The following is a 21,842-nucleotide window of genomic DNA, read 5'->3' on the forward strand; positions in this document are numbered from 1 at the left end:
AGACATTTCTCAATGCTTCTGAGCTAATTTCACGACGGTACTCGATATTATAATGGAAAGCTTCTGTGAAGTATATAGAGGGCTTACTGTACACTACCACCTCTACGCTAGCACAAATAAAAACCATCATACTATTCCCCCCAATTTTGTAAAAATCCTTGCTTTGCTTTAAGAGGATTCATAAGAGGTATTTCACTCTTTCTTCAATGGTTTCTATCCATACAGCATCTCTTCTAATAACACACAAGAGAATGTTTTTTATTGTTTTAATATGAGGATATTTAAAATAAGGAGAATTATACTGTATTTTTAATTATAAATCAATTTGTTGTATAATTATAAAGACAAGTAAATACATAAAAGAATAAGCTGAATTTTAAAAACTATTATACGAAATTTCAGATTTTTTAACGTCCTTCACGATACCACATACTGCTCAACAGTAAAAGACAGGTGAGCAGTGCCAAAAAACCAGAAAATATCGAAAAATAAAAGGTATTGATTAAACGGGTTTCTGTTGCTTCTTTCAGAACAATTGAGTGTGCTGGGGAAGAGGACGGACTTATTTTTGATTGAATCAGCTTGAATGGAGGAAGATGAATGTTTTCTTTTCCCTCAGGGTGTAAACGTCTGATGTAGCCACCAGTGTGCTTAATAATGGGGGCTAGTTTTTCTTGTGTTGAAGTCAAGTCAAACAACTCAAGATTATCGAGCATCCCTACAGAAGAAAGTATTGTTAAATCGCCATTTTTAATGGTAAAAATTCCTGTCTCATCAGTGGTCACAGTTGCAGTAAAAAGGCCTTCTTGCTCTTTGGTCAGAGTAATATTTTCTTTTTTCCCAGAGGGAAAGATTATTTCAGCGGGTTCTGGATGGTCTTTTAGAGTTTGACGGCGAATTGTTAAATGATGATGGCTGCTGGTTGCACTTAATTTTTCTTCTTCAAGTTCTGGTTCTTTCATGAGCCAATGGGCAATTCGTCGATAAAGAGCAGCATAAGGACCACCACCTTCAAAACCTCGAGCCCAAAGCCAACTTTCATCAGAAAGCAACATGCCTACACGCCCTTTATCAACATGGGAGAGAATTAAAAGTGGTTGTTCATTAGCTCCTTTCATGAGGGCGATTCCGTTATTTATGTTTTGAATAGCAATTTGTCGCAACCATTGTCCCCATTGAGATGCGGGAAGGTTAAGTGTTGCGAGACCTCTTGTAACAGGATGGCGCTCACCTTCTTTGGTTAATGTAGGGCGAAACGGTTTTTCGATAATAGTCCCATTGGGCAATGCCGGTAGAATGCTTATTAAAGGTGTTTTCGCAAGTGAGTTTTTTTGGGTAAATTCAGGTCCTGTTACCATCAACAATGCACCCCCCTTTTGTACATATTGGGCGATATAATCATAATAGATTAAGGGGAGAACAGTAGAGTGCTGGTAGCCATCAAGGATGATGAGATCAAAGTTATTAATTTCTTCAACAAAGAGTTTTCTTGTGGGAAAGACCACTAGGGATAATTGGCTTGAGGGCGTATTATCTGCTTTGGTGGGGGGACGCAAAATAGTAAAGTGAACAAGATCAATATTGGAGTCACCTTTCAAAAGGTCACGCCATGTTCGTTCTCCATTATAAGGAGCACCTGAAATAAGAAGAACGCGTAAATTTTCTCTGATTCCTTCAATAATTGTTATGGCGCGGTTGTTTTCAAAGCTTAGTTCACCTTTGTGTGGATCAGTTATAACTTGGATAATATTTTTTTCAGCATGAGGAAGGGTAATTTCAGTTTGAAAAATCACGCCAGGAGTCACAGAATAATGGCCAATGTCTTGTCCATTGACGCTTAGTGTAATATTTGCTTTCTGTGGTATTGTTTTTTTGGCGGGGCCTTTATCTTCTACCAAAATGGAGAGCGTTTGTGGTTTGTTGACAAGGGCAAAGCGTGGAGGAGAAATAAACTTGATTTGACGATCAAATTCGTCTGAGTATCCTGTAATCAGAGCATTGAGAGGTGCTTCATGATGAAGATCTGATAGGTCAGGGATGTCATGGACTTGTCCATCGGTGATAAAAATGGTTCCTGCATAACGAGAGAGCGGTACATCAGATACTGCTTGTGTTAAAGCCTCAAACAAATTCGTTGAGGGCGCATACTGATTATCAGCAAGTTTTCCAGCTTTAATAAAACGTGGTTCAAATTGTGGATAATGCGCCAATGCTTGAGTTAATTGCGCACGCGCTTCATCACTGTCGTTTGTACGTGTTCCAAATGTTTGGCTTTTGCTGCGGTCAATAACAATTCCCACTGTGCTTTTCAGTGGTTCGCGCTGTTCTTTTATGATCATTGGATTGAGCAAAGCAAGGATGAGGGCGCTTAATGCTATCAGACGAAATAAAGAACCTTGACGTTGCGTAACAAGACCAACAACGACAAAAAGAAAGGATATTCCGCTTAAGAGCAGAATCCAAAAGAGTGGTAAGAAAGGCTGAAAAGTGAAAAATGGTATCATTGCCTTCTTTCTCTTTTAAAGCGTTCCAAGAGCGCTGGAACATGAACTTGGTCCGCTTTATAGTTTCCTGTAAGCACATAAAGAACAATATTTAAACCTGCGCGAAATGCCCATAGACGTTGCATTGGATCATTGGGAACAAGGGGATATTTCCATGTTCCTTTTTCATCGAGTGCCCAAGCACCGGCAAAGTTATTTGCGGTGATGAGAAGAGAACTTACGTTATCACCACTGGCAAGAGAGTTTTTATTTTTTTTGTTCGTTGATGAGGATTCAACCCATAAAGGTGAACCACGGTAGAGACCAGGAAAATCGGGCATAATATAAAAGGAACGTGCAACAACATGATCTGTTGATGCTGGCTCAATGGATGGAATGTTTAATCCTTTTAAGATGGTTCGTAATCTTTGCGTTTCTGGAGTGGCATCTCCTTCAAGATTAAGATTGCTCTTTATCTGATCGCGTGTGTCAAATAAAATTGTTCCTCCATGTTTCATAAAATTATTTATTTTTTCAAGGCTTGTGGGAGTTGGTATAGGACTTTTAACATCAATTGGCCAGTAAATAAGAGGATAAAAGGAGAGCTCATCTTTATCGAGATCAAGTGCTGTAACAGAGCCAGGGGCAAGCATTGTGCGCTCTGCGATAAATTGGCTTAAGGCTTCTAGACCACTTTTACTCGTTGTATCAATTTCACGATTGTTGGTTATAACGTAGGCAAGATGTGTTGCACCAGCGGCTTTTACACTATCATGATGATTTTCTATCGTTTGTGCATGAAGAATTGGAGCATATGCAAACAAGGCAATAAGAATTATGAGAGGGAGGAAAAACATATTATGCCGTTTATTGAAAGAAAAAATACCTCCCATCCATAAAATGAGAAAATTATCAAAGGCGAATAATAAGATGGCTAATCCTAAAAGTGGACCGGTAAGATTTTTTTCTTTTGTATCGTAAGATAAAGGACTCTTGTTGAGAGAAGGTGGCAATGATGATTGTTTCACCAAGCGCGATGAATGAATTAAGAGATTAAGCGCATAAAAATCGTTTTTGACACCATAAAGTCCTGGTGGAGTATGATAGGAAGGACGGGGTGGATTTTGAGCATCAAAGACCAGTGGAACAACATCAGAGGATGGGACTTGTAATTGTCCGTCAACGGCTATAGTTCGCCAAGGGTTTTGTAGCACTGTTCTTTTTTCTCTGTGTGTTGGGTTTGTATTTTCATAGGTACTTAATGTGATTAATTTTTGCAACATTTGTGCAAAAAAGCCGGAAAGAGGAAGATTAGACCATGTAGGATCAGGAGCAACATGAATGAGAATGAGGGTTCCTTTACCACGTTTTGCTGCGGTAATAAGAGGGGTTCCATCCGAAAGGCTAAGCCACGTTTTTTCAAAAAGATCTGGGGTTGGTTCTGCGAGGATTTGGCGCGAGACAGTGACATCTTCTGGAAAAGGAAGACCAAAGAAAAAGCTATTTTTTGCAAAAGGGGCAAGCTTTTGTGGCTTTGTCCAAGACATAATACTTCCAAGGGAGCGTTGACCTGGGCGCAGTGGTATCGGAAGAAGGTTATCGTAATGTTCTGCGCTGCTGAGTTTTTCTCCTGCAAAACGGATGAGTGTTCCTCCTTTATTCACAAAATCAGAAAGTTTTTTTTCTGCTTGTGGGGGCATGTTAACAATGTCACCCATAATCAAAACAGATGGATTTTGTTTAAGCAAATGATCAATATCCGTTGAAAGTTCTCTTCCACCGGCTGTTATAAGTTGTGTATGACCTTGTAAGGCTTTGATAATGTAATAAAATGGAGCAAGTAAAGGCTGTGCCATTTCATTGGTATCGGGTGAAAGAAGAGCAACACGGCTTATCCTGTGATGGCTGTCTACCAAGAAGGTTGCAGCAGCATGGTTTTGATTGTTTATTTTTATCCAAGCGATATCATTGCGTAGTTCAAGTGGTACATCAAAAGGAACAAGAGCTGTTGTTTCTCCTTCGGAGAAATTTTTCGTAAATTGTCCGAGAAGTTGATTATTTGAATCGTAGAGACTGAGTGTAGCGGGAGTGTTACTGTGTGTTGTTGAGCGGATAATACGCGCGCCCATGTTTCCATTGTTATTTTCTATGGATGTTATGCCGGTTAAATTGGAAATATCAGTCAAATACCACAAGAAGTTTCTAGGTTTTAATTCTTCAAGATGAGCAAAAGCTTGCTCATCTTCATTTGTTCGTAATCCATCACTTAAATAAGCAATATCAAGAGGTTTTCCTTTGGTTATTTCGCTGAGTTTTTTGAAGGCATGCACACGGTTGACAGGCCAAGGACGCGGTTGCAAATGCATTAAATGCTGTTTTATAATCTTGGCTGGTTGGGGCTCTATATTGGAGATATCATTTTCAGCCGTTGCAACAAGATAAATATTTTTTTTCTGTTTTTCTGCTTGTGCAAGGAGCATTTCAGCGGTAGAGACGCGTTTTTTCCATTCTTTTACAGATGCCCAACCATTATCAATGATGAGTGCAAGGGGTTGAGATCCGGAAAAGCTTATTGGTTTTTGATTCCAAGTGGGTCGTGCTAGAGCTATGATAACAAGTGCCGCTATGGTTAAACGCAACAAGAGAAACCACCAAGGTGTATGTTGTGCGGTTTCCTGCTGATGAGTTGGTTTGGGTAAGAAGCGTAAAGGAGGAAAAAGCTCTTTACGCGGAGATGGAGGAGTTATCCGCAACAGCCACCAAATAACCGGTAGGAACAAAAGCCCTAGTAACAGAAAGGGAGCAGCAAAACTCAAAGCGCCCTCCTTTTTTGCAATGGAGAGTCGCTCATTGTATTTGCAAGATGAAAAATGATCTCTGTTAAAGGTTGATCTGTTGTACTAACGTGATAAGACCATCCTTGGCGTGCGCAAAAATTTGCCAATTCTTGCCGCCGTGCTTGATACAGCTTACAATAGCTGTTACGAAGGTTTTCTGCTTTAGTGGAAACATGTTTCTCTTTTGTTTCAGGATCAAAAAATTCTGTACGACCTGCATAGGGAAAATTTTCTTCTGCAGGATCAGCAATCTCAATTAAATGAGCTGTCACTTTTTTTGTAGATAAGACGGTTAAATGTTGGATGATTTTTTCAGGATGGTCAAGAAAATCGCTTATTATAATAGCATGTGAAAAGCGTGTAATTGTTGAAAAATCGGGAAATGAATTTTTATCTGAATGATTTTCTAAAGCAAAGGCTATTCGTTCTACGACATTGGATGCCATTGTGGGGGGCATTAAGTTTGGAATAGCAATGTGTTCGCCGCTGCGTGCAAGAAGTGATGCCAAGGCAAGGGTAAGAATGATGGCATGATTGCCTTTAGAGATTTTAGAAAAGCGTGAACAATAATGCATCGATGCGCTCTGATCAGGCCAAAGCCAAACGGTTTGTGCCATTTGCCATTCGTGCTCGCGTAGATACGTATTTTCATCCCGTGCTGAGCGACGCCAGTCAATGCGGGTAATAGATTCTCCTTTAACATAAGGTCGAAATTGCCAAAAATTTTCTCCATTACCACGTTTACGTTGTCCATGCCATCCGGTTATCAGTGTATTGGCGATATGACGTGCTTGTAGAAGGAGACAGGGCATTTTGCCAATATCCTTATGCAGCTTAGCTGCCAGCGACAATGGAGGCTTTTGTAAAACTTTTTTACCAAGTGCCATTCAAAGAGCATCTTTCACAAGGTTATTGATAATATCTTTTACGGTTATATCTTCAGCACGGGCAGAAAAATTAAGAGCCATGCGGTGTTGTAATACGGGATAGGCCAATGCTTCAACATCATCAAGTGAAGGGGCTAAGCGTCCATAATAAAGAGCACGAGCGCGAACACAAAGTGAAAGGGCTTGTGATGCTCGTGGACCAGGTCCCCAAGAAACATAAGTATTGGCAAGGCCATTGTCTTTATGAGGGCGCGCTGATCGGACAATTTTTAAAATAGCCTCGACAACATTTTCTGAAAGGGGCATTTTGCGAACAATATTTTGAATTTTTTGCAATTTTAGGGCGGATAAAATTGGTTTTGCATTTGATTTTTTTTCTTTTGTTGTTTCTAAAATGATCCGCCGCTCTGTTGTAAGATCAGGATAGTCAATATCGATTTGCATCAAAAATCTATCCAATTGTGCTTCAGGAAGTGGATAGGTTCCTTCTTGTTCGAGAGGATTTTGCGTTGCAAGAACATGAAAAGGTTGTGGTAAATCATAACGGGTACCTGCAACGGTAACATGATATTCTTGCATAGCTTGTAAAAGAGCTGATTGTGTCCGTGGAGAGGCACGATTGATTTCATCAGCCATGAGAAGTTGCGTGAAAATAGGACCTTGAACGTAGCGAAAAGAACGTTTACCATCTTTATCGGAATCCATAATTTCAGAACCAATAATGTCCGATGGCATTAAGTCAGGGGTAAATTGGATGCGTTTTTCATCAAGCCCTAAGACTGTTCCCAGTGTTTCAACAAGACGTGTTTTAGCAAGTCCTGGAGCACCGACAAGAAGCGCATGACCACCAGCAAAAATAGCGACTAAAGCATATTCAATTACATGACTTTGTCCAAAAATAACTTTGTCAATTTCTTGTTGCAGAATATCCAATTCTTTATGGGCTGTATCAATATCATCAATAATTACTTGGGCCTCATGATTGGTGTTAACCTTTTTCACAGAATTGGGTGACGTATCATGTTGACTCATATTTCTTCCTTAAGGTGTTTGTCGCAAAAATAGTAATTTTCTCTGCATGATAATGGATATCTTATTGTTTGTAACAGAAAATGAGAAGAAATGAAGTATCATATGCCGTTTTTTTTATATTCGTGTATAGAAGAGAACAGTTTCTTTGGAAGAAATAGGCGTGTTTTATAAGGGATGTCTTAAAAATTTTGTTTTATGAAGAGAGTTCTTTAAAGAAATGAAGACAACTTTTTTGAAAGGTTAAAGGGTGAATATAAGACAGAACTTCAAACAGGTTGCGTGGTTACAACAAAGTGATATTCAGACACTTCTTCGCGTTTTGTCTTTGGAGGGGGAAGAGGCGCGTATTGTAGGGGGAGCAGTACGCAATCAACTGCTAGGGCAGCCTATTAGTGATATTGATATTGCCACAACCTGCTTGCCGCAACAGATTATCGCACGTGTAGAAAAAGCAGGATTTAAAGCTATTCCTACAGGGATTGCTTTTGGTACGATAACAGTGGTTGCTCATTCATGTTCTTATGAAGTTACAACGCTTCGCTGCGATATTGAAACGGATGGGCGTCATGCAAAAGTGGCATTTGGTCGTGATTGGAAAAAAGATGCTGAACGGCGGGATTTTACGATAAACGCACTTTATTGTGATGCTGATGGCAACCTTTATGATGATGTGGGAGGTTTGAGTGATATTGCTAGCCGAACAGTTCGTTTTATTGGGGTTGCAGAAGATCGTATTTGCGAAGATTATTTGCGTATTTTACGGTTTTTTCGCTTTTTTGCGTGGTATGGAGCGGGGCGACCTGATGTGCAAGGATTGAAGGCATGTGTTCGTTTAAAACACGGTTTAAAAAAACTTTCCTCTGAGCGTATTTGGGCAGAAATGAAAAAGCTTCTTGCCGCTTCTGATCCAACGCGTGCTCTTTTATGGATGCGACAAAGCAGAATTTTGGCATTCATTTTTCCTGAAACAGAACGATGGGGCATTGATGCAATTCACGCATTGGTGAAGACAGAACAAACTCTTGGTTGGAAAGTTGATTCATTGTTACGGCTAGAAAGCCTTCTTCCTCCTGACCCCATACGTCTTCATGAAATGGCACAGCGCTTGCGTTTTTCCCATAAGGAAACAATGCGATTAAAGGAATGGGCAGAGTTAGAAATAATAAACCAAAACTGTTCTGATCATTTTGTGCAAAAACTGATTTATTTTCATGGACGACAGCCAGTTTTAGATCAATTATCGTTGTCTGTCGCTGCATCACATCTTGATCATTTGGAAAAAAGTGATGCTTTGCAAAAAGCAGATGGTTATGTCAAGCTTTATCAACTTGCCCAAAAATGGCAGATTCCAACTTTTCCTATTAATGGTAACGATTTAATAAGGAAAGGTTTTACGAAAGGTGTACTTTTAGGAAAAAAGCTTAAAGAGCTAGAAATGATATGGGTTGAAAGCGGATTTTTAATGGATCGTCATGCATTATTAGAAACAATTGATTTATAATATTGCTGTTTATAGCCCCACTATTGTTTTTACTTTTTAAGTCAACATATTAATTTAAGAATAATTCATCATTATTCATGTGAAATAAGAGCTCTGAATATTGTGAGGTTATCTTATTTCAAGCTTGTGCATATTACATCAATCAAAATTATTGTCTTATGTGTCACGAACGGGGGAATTTGTATGAGTAAAAACGATTACAGGAAAGAAAAATGCCTTTTATAAACCATCTCAAAGATAAGGATTCTTAAAAGTGAAAACGAATAAGGAGAATAGTGATAGCGGTTTGCACTTTATATGAGTATAAAGAGGGGAGATGCTCAAGGGATTTTATATTATGCACGAGGGGGAGACTATATCATTCACAGTTGGTAGGGTAGGTGGATGTGACGGGCATTAAGAACTGTTTATTTTAAGAACTGTTTATTTAAATCGAGTGTATAAAGGAGCAACACAATGGCATTTTGTACTTTGTGAGAGAAGTGACAGTATTAAAGCGTTTTTATTATTTTTTGAGCAGTATTATTTTAGTTTATTTTATCAGAATTTGATGATTGGGAAATGACAGGTGTTATAAGCTCTAAATATTATTTATGTGTCATATATTTTTCTTCGAGATAACTTATGGGCTTTTAGAGGTGTTCTGTAATCCATTTTAAAAGTATAATTAAAAAGTATGCGCTTTTAATTATTTGTAATATTCTATACAAAATACCTTTTTATTTATTAAAAAACTATAGTTCATGCTTTTTTAGCATTATATTAAATATTTTAATGGAATTGTTGTGTTTTTATAGATTACAGTTTCTTTCATGATAACCAATTTGGCGTAATGCTTCTCCTGTTGTTATGGCTACGCTCATGGCGAGATTTAGAGAGCGTGCCTGTGGTTGCATGGGAATTTTCAATGTGTAATCGGCCGCTTCATGAACATAATCGGGAACGCCAGCTGTTTCGCGACCAAAAAGTAAAACATCATTTCTTTGATAGCATATCTGCGTATAGCATGTTTTTGCTTTTGTACTTAAAAGCAACAGGCGGCGGTTAAAGTGTTTCATGGAGCTTATAAAATGTTGCCAATCAATGTGTCGTTCTAAGGAAGCGTATTCGAGATAATCCAATCCTGCGCGTTTGAGATTACGATCCGACAGATTAAAGCCTGCAGGTTCAATAATGTGCACATGTAAACCAAAGCAAGCGCTAAGACGTAAAATCGTTCCAGTATTACCAGCAATATCAGGTTGGAAAAGAGCTATATGAAGTGTCATGTTCTCTGTAATATGATTTTTCTTTCGACTTTGTAAAGAAGCACCACAATTTATTCGAAAAATATGCTTTGAGAAATACATGTTTTTTACGGTTAATTTTTATTCCCTTTAAATTTCAGGGAAAAAGTTATGTATACAGGTCTGTTTGGGATCAGAGAGAAGCTCCCTATTAGAGACTTCCTTTTATTGAGCGATCCATGAAATGGATTGGCTCATTATGTTGAAAAGTGGGGTATTTAATGAGGCTAGATCATCCATTTTAATTAAAATCAACAAAATATGCTTTTTATGCAAAAACAGAAGCAAAAAAAATGCTCATGCAACCAGTTGGAATTGAGGAAGGGAGAGATGCTGTAAATGTGTTAAAGAAATAACTGATAAGCTCAACTTATTTACTGAGATATGGTCATAACGACAATGTTTCTTTCTTTAGAAGGGTTTATTTACATGCTATTTCTGATTTTCACGGGTGGGGGAGTAATTTTGATTGGTTAATATGAATAGGTTTGAAATGAAAGAAACTTACGGTGTTTCAGGATTTCATTCACTCTGTAAAACGATGAATTATCATTATAAAACAGTTTTTGTATAAACCATACAAATGGCAGGAGTTTTTTACGGGGATGTTTTTATGGTTGAGGTAACTGAGTGATCAAGCATTGTACAATGGGAGAGGGTATGGTAAAAAAATGTTTTAGCAAAGTGTCTCTTTAAGTTAAGTCCATGGGTGAGCAAACGAGGCGGGATTTTCTGTTTTTGGTAACAGCTGTTGCAGGAGCAGTTGGAATGGGAGCGGTTGCGTGGCCTTTTATCCGTCAGTTGCGTCCAGATGAAGCTGTTTTGGCATCTTCCTCTGTTGAAGTTGATCTTTCTGGTATTGAAGAGGGGATGTCGGTGACGGTAAAGTGGCGAGGACAGCCTGTTGTTATTCGAAATCGTACGGCAAAAGAAATTGCTGATGCGCGCGCTACTGAATTGAGACTTCTAAAAGATCGTCAAGCGCGCAATCCTAATCTTGAGGGTGAAAAAGAAGCAACAGATTTTGCGCGTTCAGCAGGTAAAGGACGTGAAAATTGGCTGATTGTTATTAATCTTTGTACGCATCTAGGCTGTGTAACACTTGGGCAATCGGGTAAATTTGGAGGATGGTTGTGTCCCTGTCATGGGTCTGTTTATGATACCGCTGGAAGAGTGCGGTCAGGCCCAGCTAACTATAATTTGACTATTCCACCTTACCAATTTCTTTCTGATACTTTACTCAAAATAGGATAAAGTCATGGTAAGGTTTCCTCCTTATTGTCCTAAAAGTGCTCTTGCCCGTTGGTTTGATAAGCGTTTTCCTCTTCCTCGTTTTTTTTATAATGCATTTGTGATTTTTCCTGTTCCGCGTAATCTTAATTACTTTTACACATTTGGCGGTATTTTAACCATTATGCTTTTATCACAGCTCTTGACTGGTATTGTCTTGGCTATGCATTATGTTCCGGATATTCATTTGGCTTTTGAAACCAGTGAACGATTTCGGCGTGAAGGGCAGTTTGGTTGGCTTTTTCGTCCATGGCATTGTGTAGGCTCTTCGTTTTTTTTTATTGCCGTTTATATCCATTTAGCACGTGGACTTTATTATGGTTCTTATAAAAATATGCGAGAAATGGTATGGGTTACAGGTATTTTTATTTATATCATCATGATGGCAATAGCATTTTTTGGTTATGTGCTTGTTTGGGGGATGATGTCTATTTCAGCGGCTTCAGTGATTGCAGGGCTTTTTAAAACGATACCTTTGGTGGGGACATGGTTGCATGAGACACTTCTGGGTGGTTATGTCGTAGGACAACCAACGTTGAATCGTTTTTATGTTTTCCATTATGTTTTATCATTTATTTTGCTTCTTTTTGTGGGGCTGCATATTTGGGCAATTCATTGTGTTGGGCAAGGTAATCCAACGGGTCTTGCTATACAATCAGATAAGGAAACAGTTCCATTTTCGCCTTATGCGCTTATCAAAGATATTTTTGCTATTACTGTTTTTCTGATCTTCTTTGCCTGGTTTTTGTTTTATATGCCCGATTATATGGGGCAGGCTGAAAATTATAGTGTGGCAGATCCTTTAAAGGTACCTCTTCGTGTGGTTCCAGAATGGTATTTTTTGCCTTTTTATGCGATGCTTCGTGCTATAACCTTTGATATTGGTATTTTCTCTTCAAACTTTGTTGGCTTTGTTTTATTCGTCAGTTCGATTTGCATTTTAATTTTTGTGCCATGGTTAGACCGCTCTAAAATATGTTCAGCAAGATATCGACCTGTTTATAAAATTTTCTTTTGGGCGTTGGTTATTGATGTCGTTTTTCTTGGTTGGTTGGGGTCAAGAGAAATAAGTGATAAAATTCTTTTATGGACACAATTGGCTACTGTTTATTATTTTATATTTTTTTTGGTTATTTTGCCGATTTTGCCAGCGTTTGAAAAAAATTGTTCTCTTCCTTCTTCAATTATGCAAGATTTAAAACAGAAAAAGAGACTATGGTAAATGTTTTTGTCGGACTGATTTTTATTGTTGCTATGAGCTTTTCTGCTCAGAGTTTAGCGAGTGATGACTCTGATCAGGAAGAGGGATTTATTTCTTTTCCTTTACAAGTTCCTAAAAAACAAGAATGGAGTTTTTCAGGTCCATTTGGGTTTTATGATAAGGCGCAATTGAGGCGCGGATTAAAGGTTTATAAACAAGTTTGTTCCAGCTGCCATGGGCTAAAATATGTGGCTTTTCGCAATTTAAAAGCTCTTGGGTATGATCAAGAACAGATCAAAGCTTTGGCGGGGCAATATGAAGTGCGCGATGGCCCTAATCGAGAAGGAAAATTTTTTAAACGTGCTGGGGTTGCAACGGATTATTTTCCTTCTCCCTTTGCGTATGAAGAAGAAGCAAGATTTATTTTGAATAATGCTTATCCTCCAGATTTGTCATTGATGGCACGTGCACGTGGGGTATCTTTGCCGTTTCCTGCTTTAATTACGGATGTATTAACTCATTATGATACAGCTGGTCCAGATTATATTACAGCTCTTTTAACAGGATATCAGAAGGCACCGAAGGAGATAAAAATTGCGAATGGTTATTGGTATAATCCTTATTTTATTGCCGGTAATTCTTTAACGATGGCTCCTCCTTTGAGTGATGGTATGGTTGCTTATGAAGATGGAACTCCAGAAATTATTGAACATTATGCGCGCGATGTTTCTGCTTTTTTGATGTGGGCTGCAGATCCTCATATGGAAATTCGTAAAAAAACCGGTTTTCGTGTTATTTTATTTTTAATCATTTTTGCAGGGCTTGTTTATATTTTAAAAAATCGTATTTGGTGTGGTTTAGAAGAAGAGTTAGAGAAAGAAACAAAAGACGAAATAAAGAGAAAAGGGTAAAGCGACAAGGCTCGAAAGAGTATAGAGTATAAAGAGCATAAGGAACAAATCTTTTTATGATGCATTGAGGTTTTATAAAGTAAAAGCAAAGTAAAAATGGAGATGTTAAAATGAAAAAAATTGCATGTACTACTCTTATGTCAATTTTGATGGTTTCTAGTACTTATGCTCAGTCTTTTGAAGTGCCTTCAAAACCTGAAATGATCTCTTCGACGGGTATTGTGCAGGTGGGGATAGATAAGTCTGTGCGTTATGTGACACCTTTAGCAACGGATTTTGTTGCTTCCAGTCTTATAGGCGCCAATGTATATAATATAGAAGATGAAAATATTGGTGAAGTAAAAGATATTATTTTACGTGAAAATAATATTGCAGGATTTGTTATTGCTGTTGGTGGTTTTCTTGGCATAGGCGAGAGTTATGTGGTCGTTTCTCCAGAAACAATCCAGATGACAAATGATTATGGTAAATGGAAACTCATTACAAATGCGACAAAAGATTCTTTAAAGGATGCTCCAACATTTAAATACGAAGGGCGTTGGGCACACTAATTCTATCTTTCTATTCTTTAAGGGATCAAGCTGTTGCTATCATAATAATATGCTAGCAACAGCTTTTTTGTTCCAAAAACTCTTGAGAGCTTTTGCGACAAGATTCCAAGGAGCTATTTCAAAGTTTTCAAGATAAATTATTAAGACAGAGTGAAGATTTAAGTATTATGTTTAAATAACATGACATCGCCATCTTGCACAATGTATTCTTTTCCTTCATCACGGGCTTTTCCTGCTTCTTTTGCACCGCTTTCTCCACCCAGAGCAATATAGTCATTGTAGCTGATGGTTTGGGCACGAATGAAACCGCGCTCAAAATCTGAGTGAATAACGCCAGCTGCTTGGGGAGCTTTTGTACCACGCGTAATTGTCCATGCTCGTGTTTCCTTAGGCCCACAGGTGAAGTAAGTAATGAGATCAAGTAAATGGTAACCAGCGCGAATGAGGCGATAGAGACTCGGTTCAAAGAGTCCTAAAGCATTGAGATATTCTGATGCTTCAGCATCACTCAGTTGTGTGATTTCCGCTTCGATAGAAGCAGAAATGATAATGCTTTGCGCATTTTGCTCTGTTGCCATTTTTTCAACTGTTTGGGTAAAGCTATTTCCACGAGCGGCGTCATTTTCGCTTACATTACAAACATAAAGTACAGGCTTGGAGGTTAAAAGATTCAAACTCTTAAGAATGTGGTGTTCATCGGAAGAAATATCTTTGAGTAATAACCGGACAGGGGTTCCCTGTTGCAGTATGTTTAATGCTTTTTCCATAATAGGTAAAATTGTGAGAGCTTCTTTGTCTTTTCCGGTTGCTCGTTTACGGATTTGTATGATTCGTCTCTCAAGACTTTCAAGATCCGCAAGCATGAGTTCGGTTTCAACCGTTGTCGCATCACAAACAGGATCAATACGTCCCTCTACATGGGTAATATCTTCATTTTGAAAACAGCGTAAAACGTGGACAATAGCATCGACTTCGCGAATATTGGCTAAAAACTTGTTTCCTAAACCTTCGCCTTTTGAAGCTCCTCGCACAAGTCCCGCAATATCGACGAAATTAATGCGTGTAGGAATCATTTCTTTTGAACCAGCGATTGATGCAATTTTTTCCATTCGTAAATCTGGAACAGCAACTTCACCGGTATTGGGTTCAATAGTACAAAAAGGATAATTGGCAGCCTGTGCCGAGGCTGTTTTTGTTAATGCATTAAAAAGAGTTGATTTCCCAACATTAGGTAATCCGACAATACCGCATTTAAAGCCCATGAGAGTCTTTCTTTTCTATTAATTTTATGGTCAAGATAAAGCTTCCTTTTTATAGCATATTTTCAGAAGAGTTATAGTCCTTGCCTTGCGATAAGTGAGAAAAAAGTATAAAGTAGCAGGTATCTGCTTTTTTTACCTTAGTTCTTCTTACCTTATTGTTCTCCTTAGTTACAAGGATAAGAAAACTTCGAATTAATGTTAATATTGTGCTAAGTTTTTCATGGTATGCAAATCTGCATAAATAATTAATCGGAGAAAATAGAAGAGTGTTATCTCGTTATGCCTTTTTAATTGCAGCACTTTTGGCTTTGGCTGGATGTGCTACACATCAGTCAGATATGTCATCGGTTTCTTTTCAACAAGTTCGATACATTCCACCAGAAATACAGGCTTTGTATGGTCCTGTAACGAATGAGACCTATTCGTTACCTGCTGTTGATCTTGCGACAATTGATCCAAAATATTGGCGACAAGAAGTGATTTATTATACATCTTATGCGCCTGGGACATTGGTTGTAGATACGCAAGAGTGTTTTCTTTACCTTATTGGTGAAAATGGAAAAGCTTTGCGTTATGGGATTGGGGTCGGTAAAGAAGGCCTAGCATTTGAAGGTGAGGGGGTTATACAGCGCAAGCGTCGGTGGCCAAATTGGGCTCCTACTGCAGCTATGATGGCTCGAGAACCAGAACGTTATGGTCATCTTGGGAAAGGAATGCCACCAGGACCCGATAATCCATTAGGTGCGCGGGCACTTTATTTGTTCAAAAATGGGAAAGATACACTTTTCCGTATTCATGGTTCACACGAATCGTGGTCAATTGGGCGTGCTATTTCAAGTGGGTGCATTCGTTTGCTTAATCAAGATATTATCGATCTTTATGATCGTGTTCCCGTTGGTTCGCGTGTTGTGGTATTGCAAAACAATAGGAGTATTCCTACAGTTTATAGTCAACAATCAAATGGCTATGATCCGCTACAGTCGACCATTCAGCCAAATGATTTTTTTTAATTTGGGGGAGAAGATTGGAGAGAGCCATTTAAGTATTTTGGTTTTCTGTTCAATCTTCTCTTTTTCTTAAAAGAGAAGATAAGCCTTTCTTTTTCAAAAGTGTATACAAGCTTGTATTTTGATTCTATTTTCTAGCTTCTCACGTTGCCAACAGATTTTGTCTTTGAGAAAGTTTATAAGAGGATTTTTTTCTTTTTTAAGAGTTCTTATCCATATTCTTCACGCGACAGGGGCACGCAAGCTAATGGTTCTGATTGTGTTTTATCGTTTGTGAAACTTCATTCATAAAGAGGGATTTATCATCTTTTATAAGGAGAGCGATATTTTTTGCAATTGTCTCTAAGAGAGGGGATAACCATTCTTGATCAGATTTGGTAAAATTTCCCAAGACATGTTGATGAACAAGTTCTTTGCTTCCAGGATGACCAATTCCTATGCGTATACGACAATAGTCAGTACCACAATGGGCATCAATAGACTTAATGCCATTATGCCCATTATTTCCTCCACCAATTTTTATACGAACTTTTCCTGGTGACAGGTCTAACTCATCATAAATGATGATCAAATTCTTTAAATCTAATTTATAAAATCGCAAAGCCTCACCGATAGCTTGACCAGAAAGATTCATGAAAGTTTGTGGTTTTATAAGAAAAATTTTCTCATTATTTATGAAACCATTGGAGATTTCTGCTTGAAACTTCTTTGACCATGGAGAAAAAGAGAAGGACTGATAAATGGCATCAACAGCCATAAAACCGATATTATGGCGGTTATTTTGATATTGTAAACCAGGATTGCCAAGACCAGCAATAAGCCACATGTGTATCTTCAGTCAAAGTATGAGTAAGGGTAATGTCTCATAAATTAAGGCGGAAAAAATTCCCGCCTTTTGAGTTTTATGAAGTTTGTGTGTCTTCTTCATCATTTTCTTGTTCCGAAGTTTCATCGCTGACATCCATGCCAGCAGGAGCTGCAATGGTTGCAATGGTAAAGTCTCGATCTTGGATGATGGGAGTCACATCTTTTGGCAGTTGCACTGCTGAAATGTGAATAGAATCACCAATAGAGTAGCTGGAGAGATCAATTTCAATAGCTTCAGGAATAGCACTTGCTGGAGCTGTACATTCAATTTCGTGCCGAACAATATTGAGGACACCACCCTTTTTAAGTCCAGGTGCCGTATCTTCATTGAGGAAGTGGACAGGAATATTCACTTCTACAACGGATTTTGCTGAAATGCGTAAAAAGTCTACATGGAGGGGAAAGTCACGCACGGGATCTAATTGATAATCTTTTGGCAAAACCATAATTTTTTGCTTGTCAAGAATAATCGTTGCAATGGTGGTACGAAAGCCACCGGCATGAATTTTGTAGAAAATTTTTTTATAGGGAACTGTTATTGCCAAGGGTGGTTGTTTTTCACCATAAATGACAGCAGGAATAAGACCGTTGCGGCGAAGTTCACGGGAGGACCCCTTACCAACCCGCTCGCGTTTTTCGGCCTTAAGAGTGTAGCTTTTACTCATAATTTAAGTCCTTTTTACATGATTGGAGATCCTTCAAAAACAGTAACAGTTTTTGCATGGATATGAAGATATGCGCTAACCAACAGCGATCACTCCATTCTACGTTGCCTCCAAGGGTGTCTACGCAGAAGTTTGTTCTATAGTTCAAACTATTCATAGATGCAAGAGTTGTGGGAAAAATCGATGATTTCTACCGTTAAAAAGGAGGAAATGTTACAAATTGCGGTGTGGATGGAGAATCAACCAATATGTGCTGGCACTGATATGTTCAAAATCAAACACTGGAGATGTTATGAAGGTTGAGATTGCCTTGGGTGAGATGTCAGAAAGTCGTGCTTTGCATAAATCGATGCCAGCACTTCTTGACTTAGAAGAATTATTGGCGACACGTCTTCTTGTACAAGGTAATTCCGGTTCAGGGAAATCACATCTTTTACGCCGTCTTTTGGAGCAAAGTGCTAAGTGGGTGCAGCATTGTGTAATTGATCCAGAAGGCGATTTTGTAACTTTGGCAGATAAATTTGGTCATGTTATTGTAGAGGCTCAACGTAGTGAATTAGAGTTGACTCGTATTGCCCATCGCATTCGACAACATCGGGTTTCAGTGGTATTTAATCTTGAAGGTTTGGATACTGAACAACAGATGCGTGCTGTAGGGGCTTTCCTTGGGGCACTTTTTGATGTGGAACGTGATTATTGGTATCCTATGCTTATCGTTGTCGATGAAGCACAATTGTTTGCTCCAACTGCAGCAGGAGAAGTTTCTGATGAAGCGCGTAAAATTTCTTTGAGCGCTATGACCAATCTTATGTGTCGAGGACGTAAACGTGGTCTTGCTGGTGTTATTGCGACACAACGTTTGGCTAAGCTTGCCAAAAATGTTGCTGCTGAAGCTTCAAACTTTTTAATAGGGCGGACTTTTTTAGATATTGATATGGTGCGCGCTGCTGATCTTTTGGGAATGGAGCGTCGCCAAGCGGAAATGTTTAGAGATCTTGAACGGGGAAATTTTATAGCTTTAGGCCCTGCTTTATCACGACGTCCCTTACCAATCATTATCGGTTCTGTTGAAACTTTGGCACGCTCTTCTAGTCCTAAATTAATGCCACTTCCAACAGAGCGCGATGATGTGCAAGAGCTCGTTTTTACTGCTTCACCAGAGGAAATTTTAACGCCATTTAAACAAACACGAGAGCCGATGAGGGAAAAATCAATGCACGAGATATTAGAGGAGGTCGTGCATAAAAAACAAGAGCTGTTGGAAGAAAACCTGAGTTTATTTCCTGAACTTTCTGATGTTGAGCGTGACGGCCAAGCAGAACATATTATTCGGGAAATTCTTGAGGATTCTGAGGCTTTTTATCGTTCAACAGCGGTGCTTTATCAAGATTTTTCAGTTCGTTGTCGTATCCATGGTATGTCAAAGGTTCCTTTTAATCTTTCACAATTTCGGCGTAAGTTGGCTATTGCTCAGGCTTTTGTTGATGAACAAACGGCTGTCAGTGAACATTGGAAACATATTTTGCAGATATCAGAAAGTTTGGAAGAAGATGTTCAAGGAGTCTTCTTGAACGTGGCACAGGCCGCATTAGGGGGAAAGCCCTGTCCATCTGATGCATTTTTAGCACGTCTTTATGGGACTCATTCTTTAAGCCGTGCACGCCGACTTTTAACCTACTTTGAAGAGCGTGGACTTATTGTTATTCACACGCATTTTAGTGGTCAACGTATTGTTGCATTTCCTGATCTTGGTGTTGAAACAGCACCGGGAGACCCCAAGGAACCACTTTAACCAAATAAGCTGGAAACCGATTGTTCTGCTGCTGTCCTTGCTATTGCTTCTCCAATAAGGTCGGCAATGGGCAAAACACGAATATTATGGGTTTTCTCAATAGCTTGTGTTGGCATAATTGAATCTGTAATAACCAATTCTTTCATCTCTGAATTGGCAATTCGTTCGATTGCATTACCAGAAAGAACACCGTGCGTGATATAAGCCGTGACACTATTGGCACCATGTTTAAGCAGAGCACTTGCTGCATTGCATAAAGTTCCACCTGAATCAACAATATCATCAAGCAAAAGGCAATCTTTTCCCGATACATCTCCAATGATATTCATAACTTCTGATTCACCGGGGCTTTCGCGACGTTTATCCACAATAGCGAGCAAACTGTTCAAGCGCTTGGCGAGCGCGCGCGCGCGAACCACACCACCCACATCAGGTGAAACAACAATAACATTTTCAAGAGAATAATGCACTTTGACATCGCGAGAAATGACAGGGACAGCATAGAGATTATCTGTAGGGATATCAAAAAAACCTTGAATTTGTCCTGCATGAAGGTCCAATGTTAAAACACGATGGGCTCCTGCTTCAGTAATGAGATTGGCAACAAGTTTTGCAGAAATGGGAGTTCGTGGTCCTGGTTTTCTATCTTGGCGGGCATAGCCAAAATAGGGGATAACAGCTGTAATACGACGCGCAGAAGAACGACGAAGGGCATCAATCATGATGAGCAATTCCATCAAATGATCATTTGCGGGATAGGATGTAGATTGCAAAACAAAAACATCTTGTCCACGTACATTTTCATGCAGTTCTACGAAAATTTCTTGATCAGCAAAGCGTTTTACAGTTGCTTTGCCTAAGGGGATATTCAAATAATTTGCAACATCTTCAGCAAGGCGTGGATTAGAATTTCCGCAGAAAAGTTTCATAGTAGAACCTCTGAATCATCATGGTGGGAATGCGACACGGTTTTTAATTTCTTTTTATTAAATTGCAAGAGAACAATTACAAAAGCCTTACAATTTTATCGATTATTGTTAAAGAGCTATGCGGTATGTTGTTTCTTTTTCCAAAAGTTTATTACTGTTAGAGCAAAGTTTTTTCTCCATGTGGCAAAGCAATACATATAGATTAAGCTTTTTGGTTATTACTTTATAAAAAATATTTTCAATATGGAGAATGTTTCATATTGAAGATGAATGAAGGGGAGTAATAAAATGAAGTATAATCTTGCTTTCAATCATTATAACCAAACATTGGAAATGATCATAGCGAAGGCAATCATATTTTATGGGCTGCTAGATAATTTCGTGAAAAAAGAAAAGTACAATGGGATTTATTTTTACATTTGGATAAAAAGTTTAGTTTTGCAGTTTTGGTATTGTTCCAAGTATAAAAGGGGCTCATCTTTTGTTTTTCAGCATAATAGCGGAAATTTGCCGTCCGTAATCGGGTTCGTTGCGGTGAATTGCACGGCGATAGGAGAAAAAACGCTGTTCATCTTGATAGGTACAAAGCTCTACACAAGAAGCATTAACGCCTGCTTCTTTGAGTTTGTTTATAATAAATGCCCATAGATTAAAGCGAAAATGATTGACTTTTTCTGTTTTTAAAAAATATTTTTGAAATTTGCTATGGCTCTCCATAAATTGGTCGTAAAATTCACTTGTTACTTCGTAGTGGCATGGACCAATACAAGGTCCAAGGACTGCTGTTATTGATTGTCTTTTGGCTCCTTGTTTTTCCATAACAGCAATTGTTTTCTCGATAATTCCATTTAAGCTTCCACGCCAGCCAGCATGAGTTGCAGCGATGACTCCAGCTTGTGGATCAGCAAACAGAATGGGGCCGCAATCTGCTGTAAGAACCCCAATAACGAGTTCTGGGGTGGTCGTAACTAGAGCATCAGCTTGAGGAGGGGTACCGATAGTTGCTTGATGAGCTACGACAATGTTACAGGAGTGTATTTGATTGACTGTGACTAAATTTTTCGCCTCAATAGAAAAATAATTGGCGATCAAAAGACGATTCTGTACGATATGTTCAGGTTGATCATTTGAACCTTTCCCAACATTAAGACTATGATAAAGATTTTTTGAAACACCACCTTGACGTGTAAAAAATCCATGTTTTATCCCATGGCTGTGTAAAGTAGAAAGATTTTTTGCAAGAATGGGATGAGGGATAGATTTCATAAAAGTTCCTTATGGAGATTATTTGAAATGAGGATGGAGATGTTCATATTTGTCAATGAATATTTCAGATAATGA

Annotated in this window: 17 protein-coding genes; 7 read left to right on the forward strand and 10 right to left on the reverse strand. The window is 38.7% G+C overall.

The window, feature by feature from the left end; all coding sequences use genetic code 11:
• Positions 1–407: 407 nt before the first annotated feature.
• The 4 genes from ACFILW_RS00370 to ACFILW_RS00385 are packed head-to-tail and all read right to left on the reverse strand — an operon-like array spanning position 408 to position 7,239.
• Entirely contained in the window at positions 408–2,504 is a 2,097-nt protein-coding gene (locus ACFILW_RS00370; RefSeq protein WP_375684904.1) for a glutamine amidotransferase, read from the reverse strand.
• Entirely contained in the window at positions 2,501–5,299 is a 2,799-nt protein-coding gene (locus ACFILW_RS00375; RefSeq protein ID WP_375684905.1) for a DUF4159 domain-containing protein, read from the reverse strand. The genes ACFILW_RS00370 and ACFILW_RS00375 overlap by 4 nt, the downstream gene beginning before the upstream one ends.
• Positions 5,296–6,207 (reverse strand): DUF58 domain-containing protein, encoded by a 912-nt coding sequence (locus tag ACFILW_RS00380; protein ID WP_375622266.1) that lies wholly within the window; start codon positions 6,205–6,207, stop codon positions 5,296–5,298. The genes ACFILW_RS00375 and ACFILW_RS00380 overlap by 4 nt, the downstream gene beginning before the upstream one ends.
• Positions 6,208–7,239: an AAA family ATPase gene (locus ACFILW_RS00385; protein ID WP_375622265.1), complete on the reverse strand. Its 1,032-nt coding sequence runs from the start codon at positions 7,237–7,239 to the stop codon at positions 6,208–6,210.
• A gap of 247 nt (positions 7,240–7,486) precedes the next feature.
• Here ACFILW_RS00385 and ACFILW_RS00390 point away from each other — a divergent pair, with 247 nt between their 5' ends.
• Entirely contained in the window at positions 7,487–8,740 is a 1,254-nt protein-coding gene (locus tag ACFILW_RS00390; protein ID WP_375622264.1) for a CCA tRNA nucleotidyltransferase, read from the forward strand.
• A gap of 791 nt (positions 8,741–9,531) precedes the next feature.
• Here ACFILW_RS00390 and ACFILW_RS00395 read toward each other — a convergent pair.
• The gene (locus ACFILW_RS00395; RefSeq protein WP_375612986.1) at positions 9,532–10,008 is read right to left on the reverse strand and encodes a tRNA (cytidine(34)-2'-O)-methyltransferase; all 477 of its coding nucleotides are present in this window, start codon (positions 10,006–10,008) and stop codon (positions 9,532–9,534) included.
• Between the two features lie 723 nt (positions 10,009–10,731).
• Between ACFILW_RS00395 and petA the strand changes: the two genes are divergently transcribed.
• From petA to ACFILW_RS00415, 4 genes are all read left to right on the forward strand, one after another.
• Entirely contained in the window at positions 10,732–11,280 is a 549-nt protein-coding gene (gene petA, locus ACFILW_RS00400) for a ubiquinol-cytochrome c reductase iron-sulfur subunit (RefSeq protein WP_375622263.1), read from the forward strand.
• Positions 11,281–11,284: 4 nt separating this feature from the next.
• A complete protein-coding gene (locus ACFILW_RS00405; protein ID WP_375622262.1) occupies positions 11,285–12,538 on the forward strand; it encodes a cytochrome bc complex cytochrome b subunit in 1,254 nt (417 codons plus the stop codon).
• Complete coding sequence (locus ACFILW_RS00410; protein WP_375684906.1) at positions 12,532–13,428, forward strand: cytochrome c1; 897 nt, start codon at positions 12,532–12,534, stop codon at positions 13,426–13,428. Before ACFILW_RS00405 ends, ACFILW_RS00410 begins: the two co-directional genes overlap by 7 nt.
• Before the next feature lie 110 nt (positions 13,429–13,538).
• On the forward strand, positions 13,539–13,979 hold the full coding sequence (locus tag ACFILW_RS00415) for a PRC-barrel domain-containing protein (RefSeq protein ID WP_375665364.1): 441 nt from the start codon (positions 13,539–13,541) through the stop codon (positions 13,977–13,979).
• 158 nt (positions 13,980–14,137) lie between these two features.
• On the opposite strand, the gene ychF is transcribed toward ACFILW_RS00415, so the two are convergent.
• Entirely contained in the window at positions 14,138–15,241 is a 1,104-nt protein-coding gene (gene ychF / locus ACFILW_RS00420; protein ID WP_375684907.1) for a redox-regulated ATPase YchF, read from the reverse strand.
• A 266-nt stretch (positions 15,242–15,507) separates the two neighbouring features.
• Here ychF and ACFILW_RS00425 point away from each other — a divergent pair, with 266 nt between their 5' ends.
• Positions 15,508–16,251, forward strand: a complete 744-nt coding sequence (locus ACFILW_RS00425; RefSeq protein WP_375684908.1) for a L,D-transpeptidase — start codon at positions 15,508–15,510, stop codon at positions 16,249–16,251.
• 241 nt (positions 16,252–16,492) lie between these two features.
• On the opposite strand, the gene pth is transcribed toward ACFILW_RS00425, so the two are convergent.
• The gene (pth, locus tag ACFILW_RS00430) at positions 16,493–17,074 is read right to left on the reverse strand and encodes an aminoacyl-tRNA hydrolase (protein WP_375681750.1); all 582 of its coding nucleotides are present in this window, start codon (positions 17,072–17,074) and stop codon (positions 16,493–16,495) included.
• A gap of 76 nt (positions 17,075–17,150) precedes the next feature.
• The gene (locus ACFILW_RS00435) at positions 17,151–17,780 is read right to left on the reverse strand and encodes a 50S ribosomal protein L25/general stress protein Ctc (RefSeq protein WP_375684909.1); all 630 of its coding nucleotides are present in this window, start codon (positions 17,778–17,780) and stop codon (positions 17,151–17,153) included.
• 292 nt (positions 17,781–18,072) lie between these two features.
• On the opposite strand from ACFILW_RS00435, the gene ACFILW_RS00440 reads away from it, so the two are divergent.
• Complete coding sequence (locus ACFILW_RS00440; RefSeq protein WP_375684910.1) at positions 18,073–19,572, forward strand: helicase HerA domain-containing protein; 1,500 nt, start codon at positions 18,073–18,075, stop codon at positions 19,570–19,572.
• Here ACFILW_RS00440 and ACFILW_RS00445 read toward each other — a convergent pair.
• Complete coding sequence (locus ACFILW_RS00445) at positions 19,569–20,501, reverse strand: ribose-phosphate pyrophosphokinase (protein WP_273791232.1); 933 nt, start codon at positions 20,499–20,501, stop codon at positions 19,569–19,571. The genes ACFILW_RS00440 and ACFILW_RS00445 overlap by 4 nt on opposite strands.
• Positions 20,502–20,975: 474 nt before the next feature.
• On the reverse strand, positions 20,976–21,767 hold the full coding sequence (gene pgeF, locus ACFILW_RS00450; protein WP_375684911.1) for a peptidoglycan editing factor PgeF: 792 nt from the start codon (positions 21,765–21,767) through the stop codon (positions 20,976–20,978).
• Between the last annotated feature and the right edge of the window lie 75 nt (positions 21,768–21,842).

Origin of the sequence: Bartonella sp. TT110JLCBS, assembly GCF_042193405.1 — a bacterium.
Classification (GTDB): Bacteria; Pseudomonadota; Alphaproteobacteria; order Rhizobiales; family Rhizobiaceae; genus Bartonella.

Coding starts and splice junctions, on each gene's coding strand:
- ACFILW_RS00370 (WP_375684904.1), bottom strand. CDS start 2,504: ATGATACCATTTTTCACTTTTCAGCCTTTCTTACCACTCTTTTGGATT.
- ACFILW_RS00380 (WP_375622266.1), bottom strand. CDS start 6,207: ATGGCACTTGGTAAAAAAGTTTTACAAAAGCCTCCATTGTCGCTGGCA.
- ACFILW_RS00385 (WP_375622265.1), bottom strand. CDS start 7,239: ATGAGTCAACATGATACGTCACCCAATTCTGTGAAAAAGGTTAACACC.
- ACFILW_RS00395 (WP_375612986.1), bottom strand. CDS start 10,008: ATGACACTTCATATAGCTCTTTTCCAACCTGATATTGCTGGTAATACT.
- petA (WP_375622263.1), top strand. CDS start 10,732: ATGGGTGAGCAAACGAGGCGGGATTTTCTGTTTTTGGTAACAGCTGTT.
- ACFILW_RS00405 (WP_375622262.1), top strand. CDS start 11,285: ATGGTAAGGTTTCCTCCTTATTGTCCTAAAAGTGCTCTTGCCCGTTGG.
- ACFILW_RS00410 (WP_375684906.1), top strand. CDS start 12,532: ATGGTAAATGTTTTTGTCGGACTGATTTTTATTGTTGCTATGAGCTTT.
- ACFILW_RS00415 (WP_375665364.1), top strand. CDS start 13,539: ATGAAAAAAATTGCATGTACTACTCTTATGTCAATTTTGATGGTTTCT.
- ychF (WP_375684907.1), bottom strand. CDS start 15,241: ATGGGCTTTAAATGCGGTATTGTCGGATTACCTAATGTTGGGAAATCA.
- pth (WP_375681750.1), bottom strand. CDS start 17,074: ATGTGGCTTATTGCTGGTCTTGGCAATCCTGGTTTACAATATCAAAAT.
- ACFILW_RS00435 (WP_375684909.1), bottom strand. CDS start 17,780: ATGAGTAAAAGCTACACTCTTAAGGCCGAAAAACGCGAGCGGGTTGGT.
- ACFILW_RS00440 (WP_375684910.1), top strand. CDS start 18,073: ATGAAGGTTGAGATTGCCTTGGGTGAGATGTCAGAAAGTCGTGCTTTG.
- ACFILW_RS00445 (WP_273791232.1), bottom strand. CDS start 20,501: ATGAAACTTTTCTGCGGAAATTCTAATCCACGCCTTGCTGAAGATGTT.
- pgeF (WP_375684911.1), bottom strand. CDS start 21,767: ATGAAATCTATCCCTCATCCCATTCTTGCAAAAAATCTTTCTACTTTA.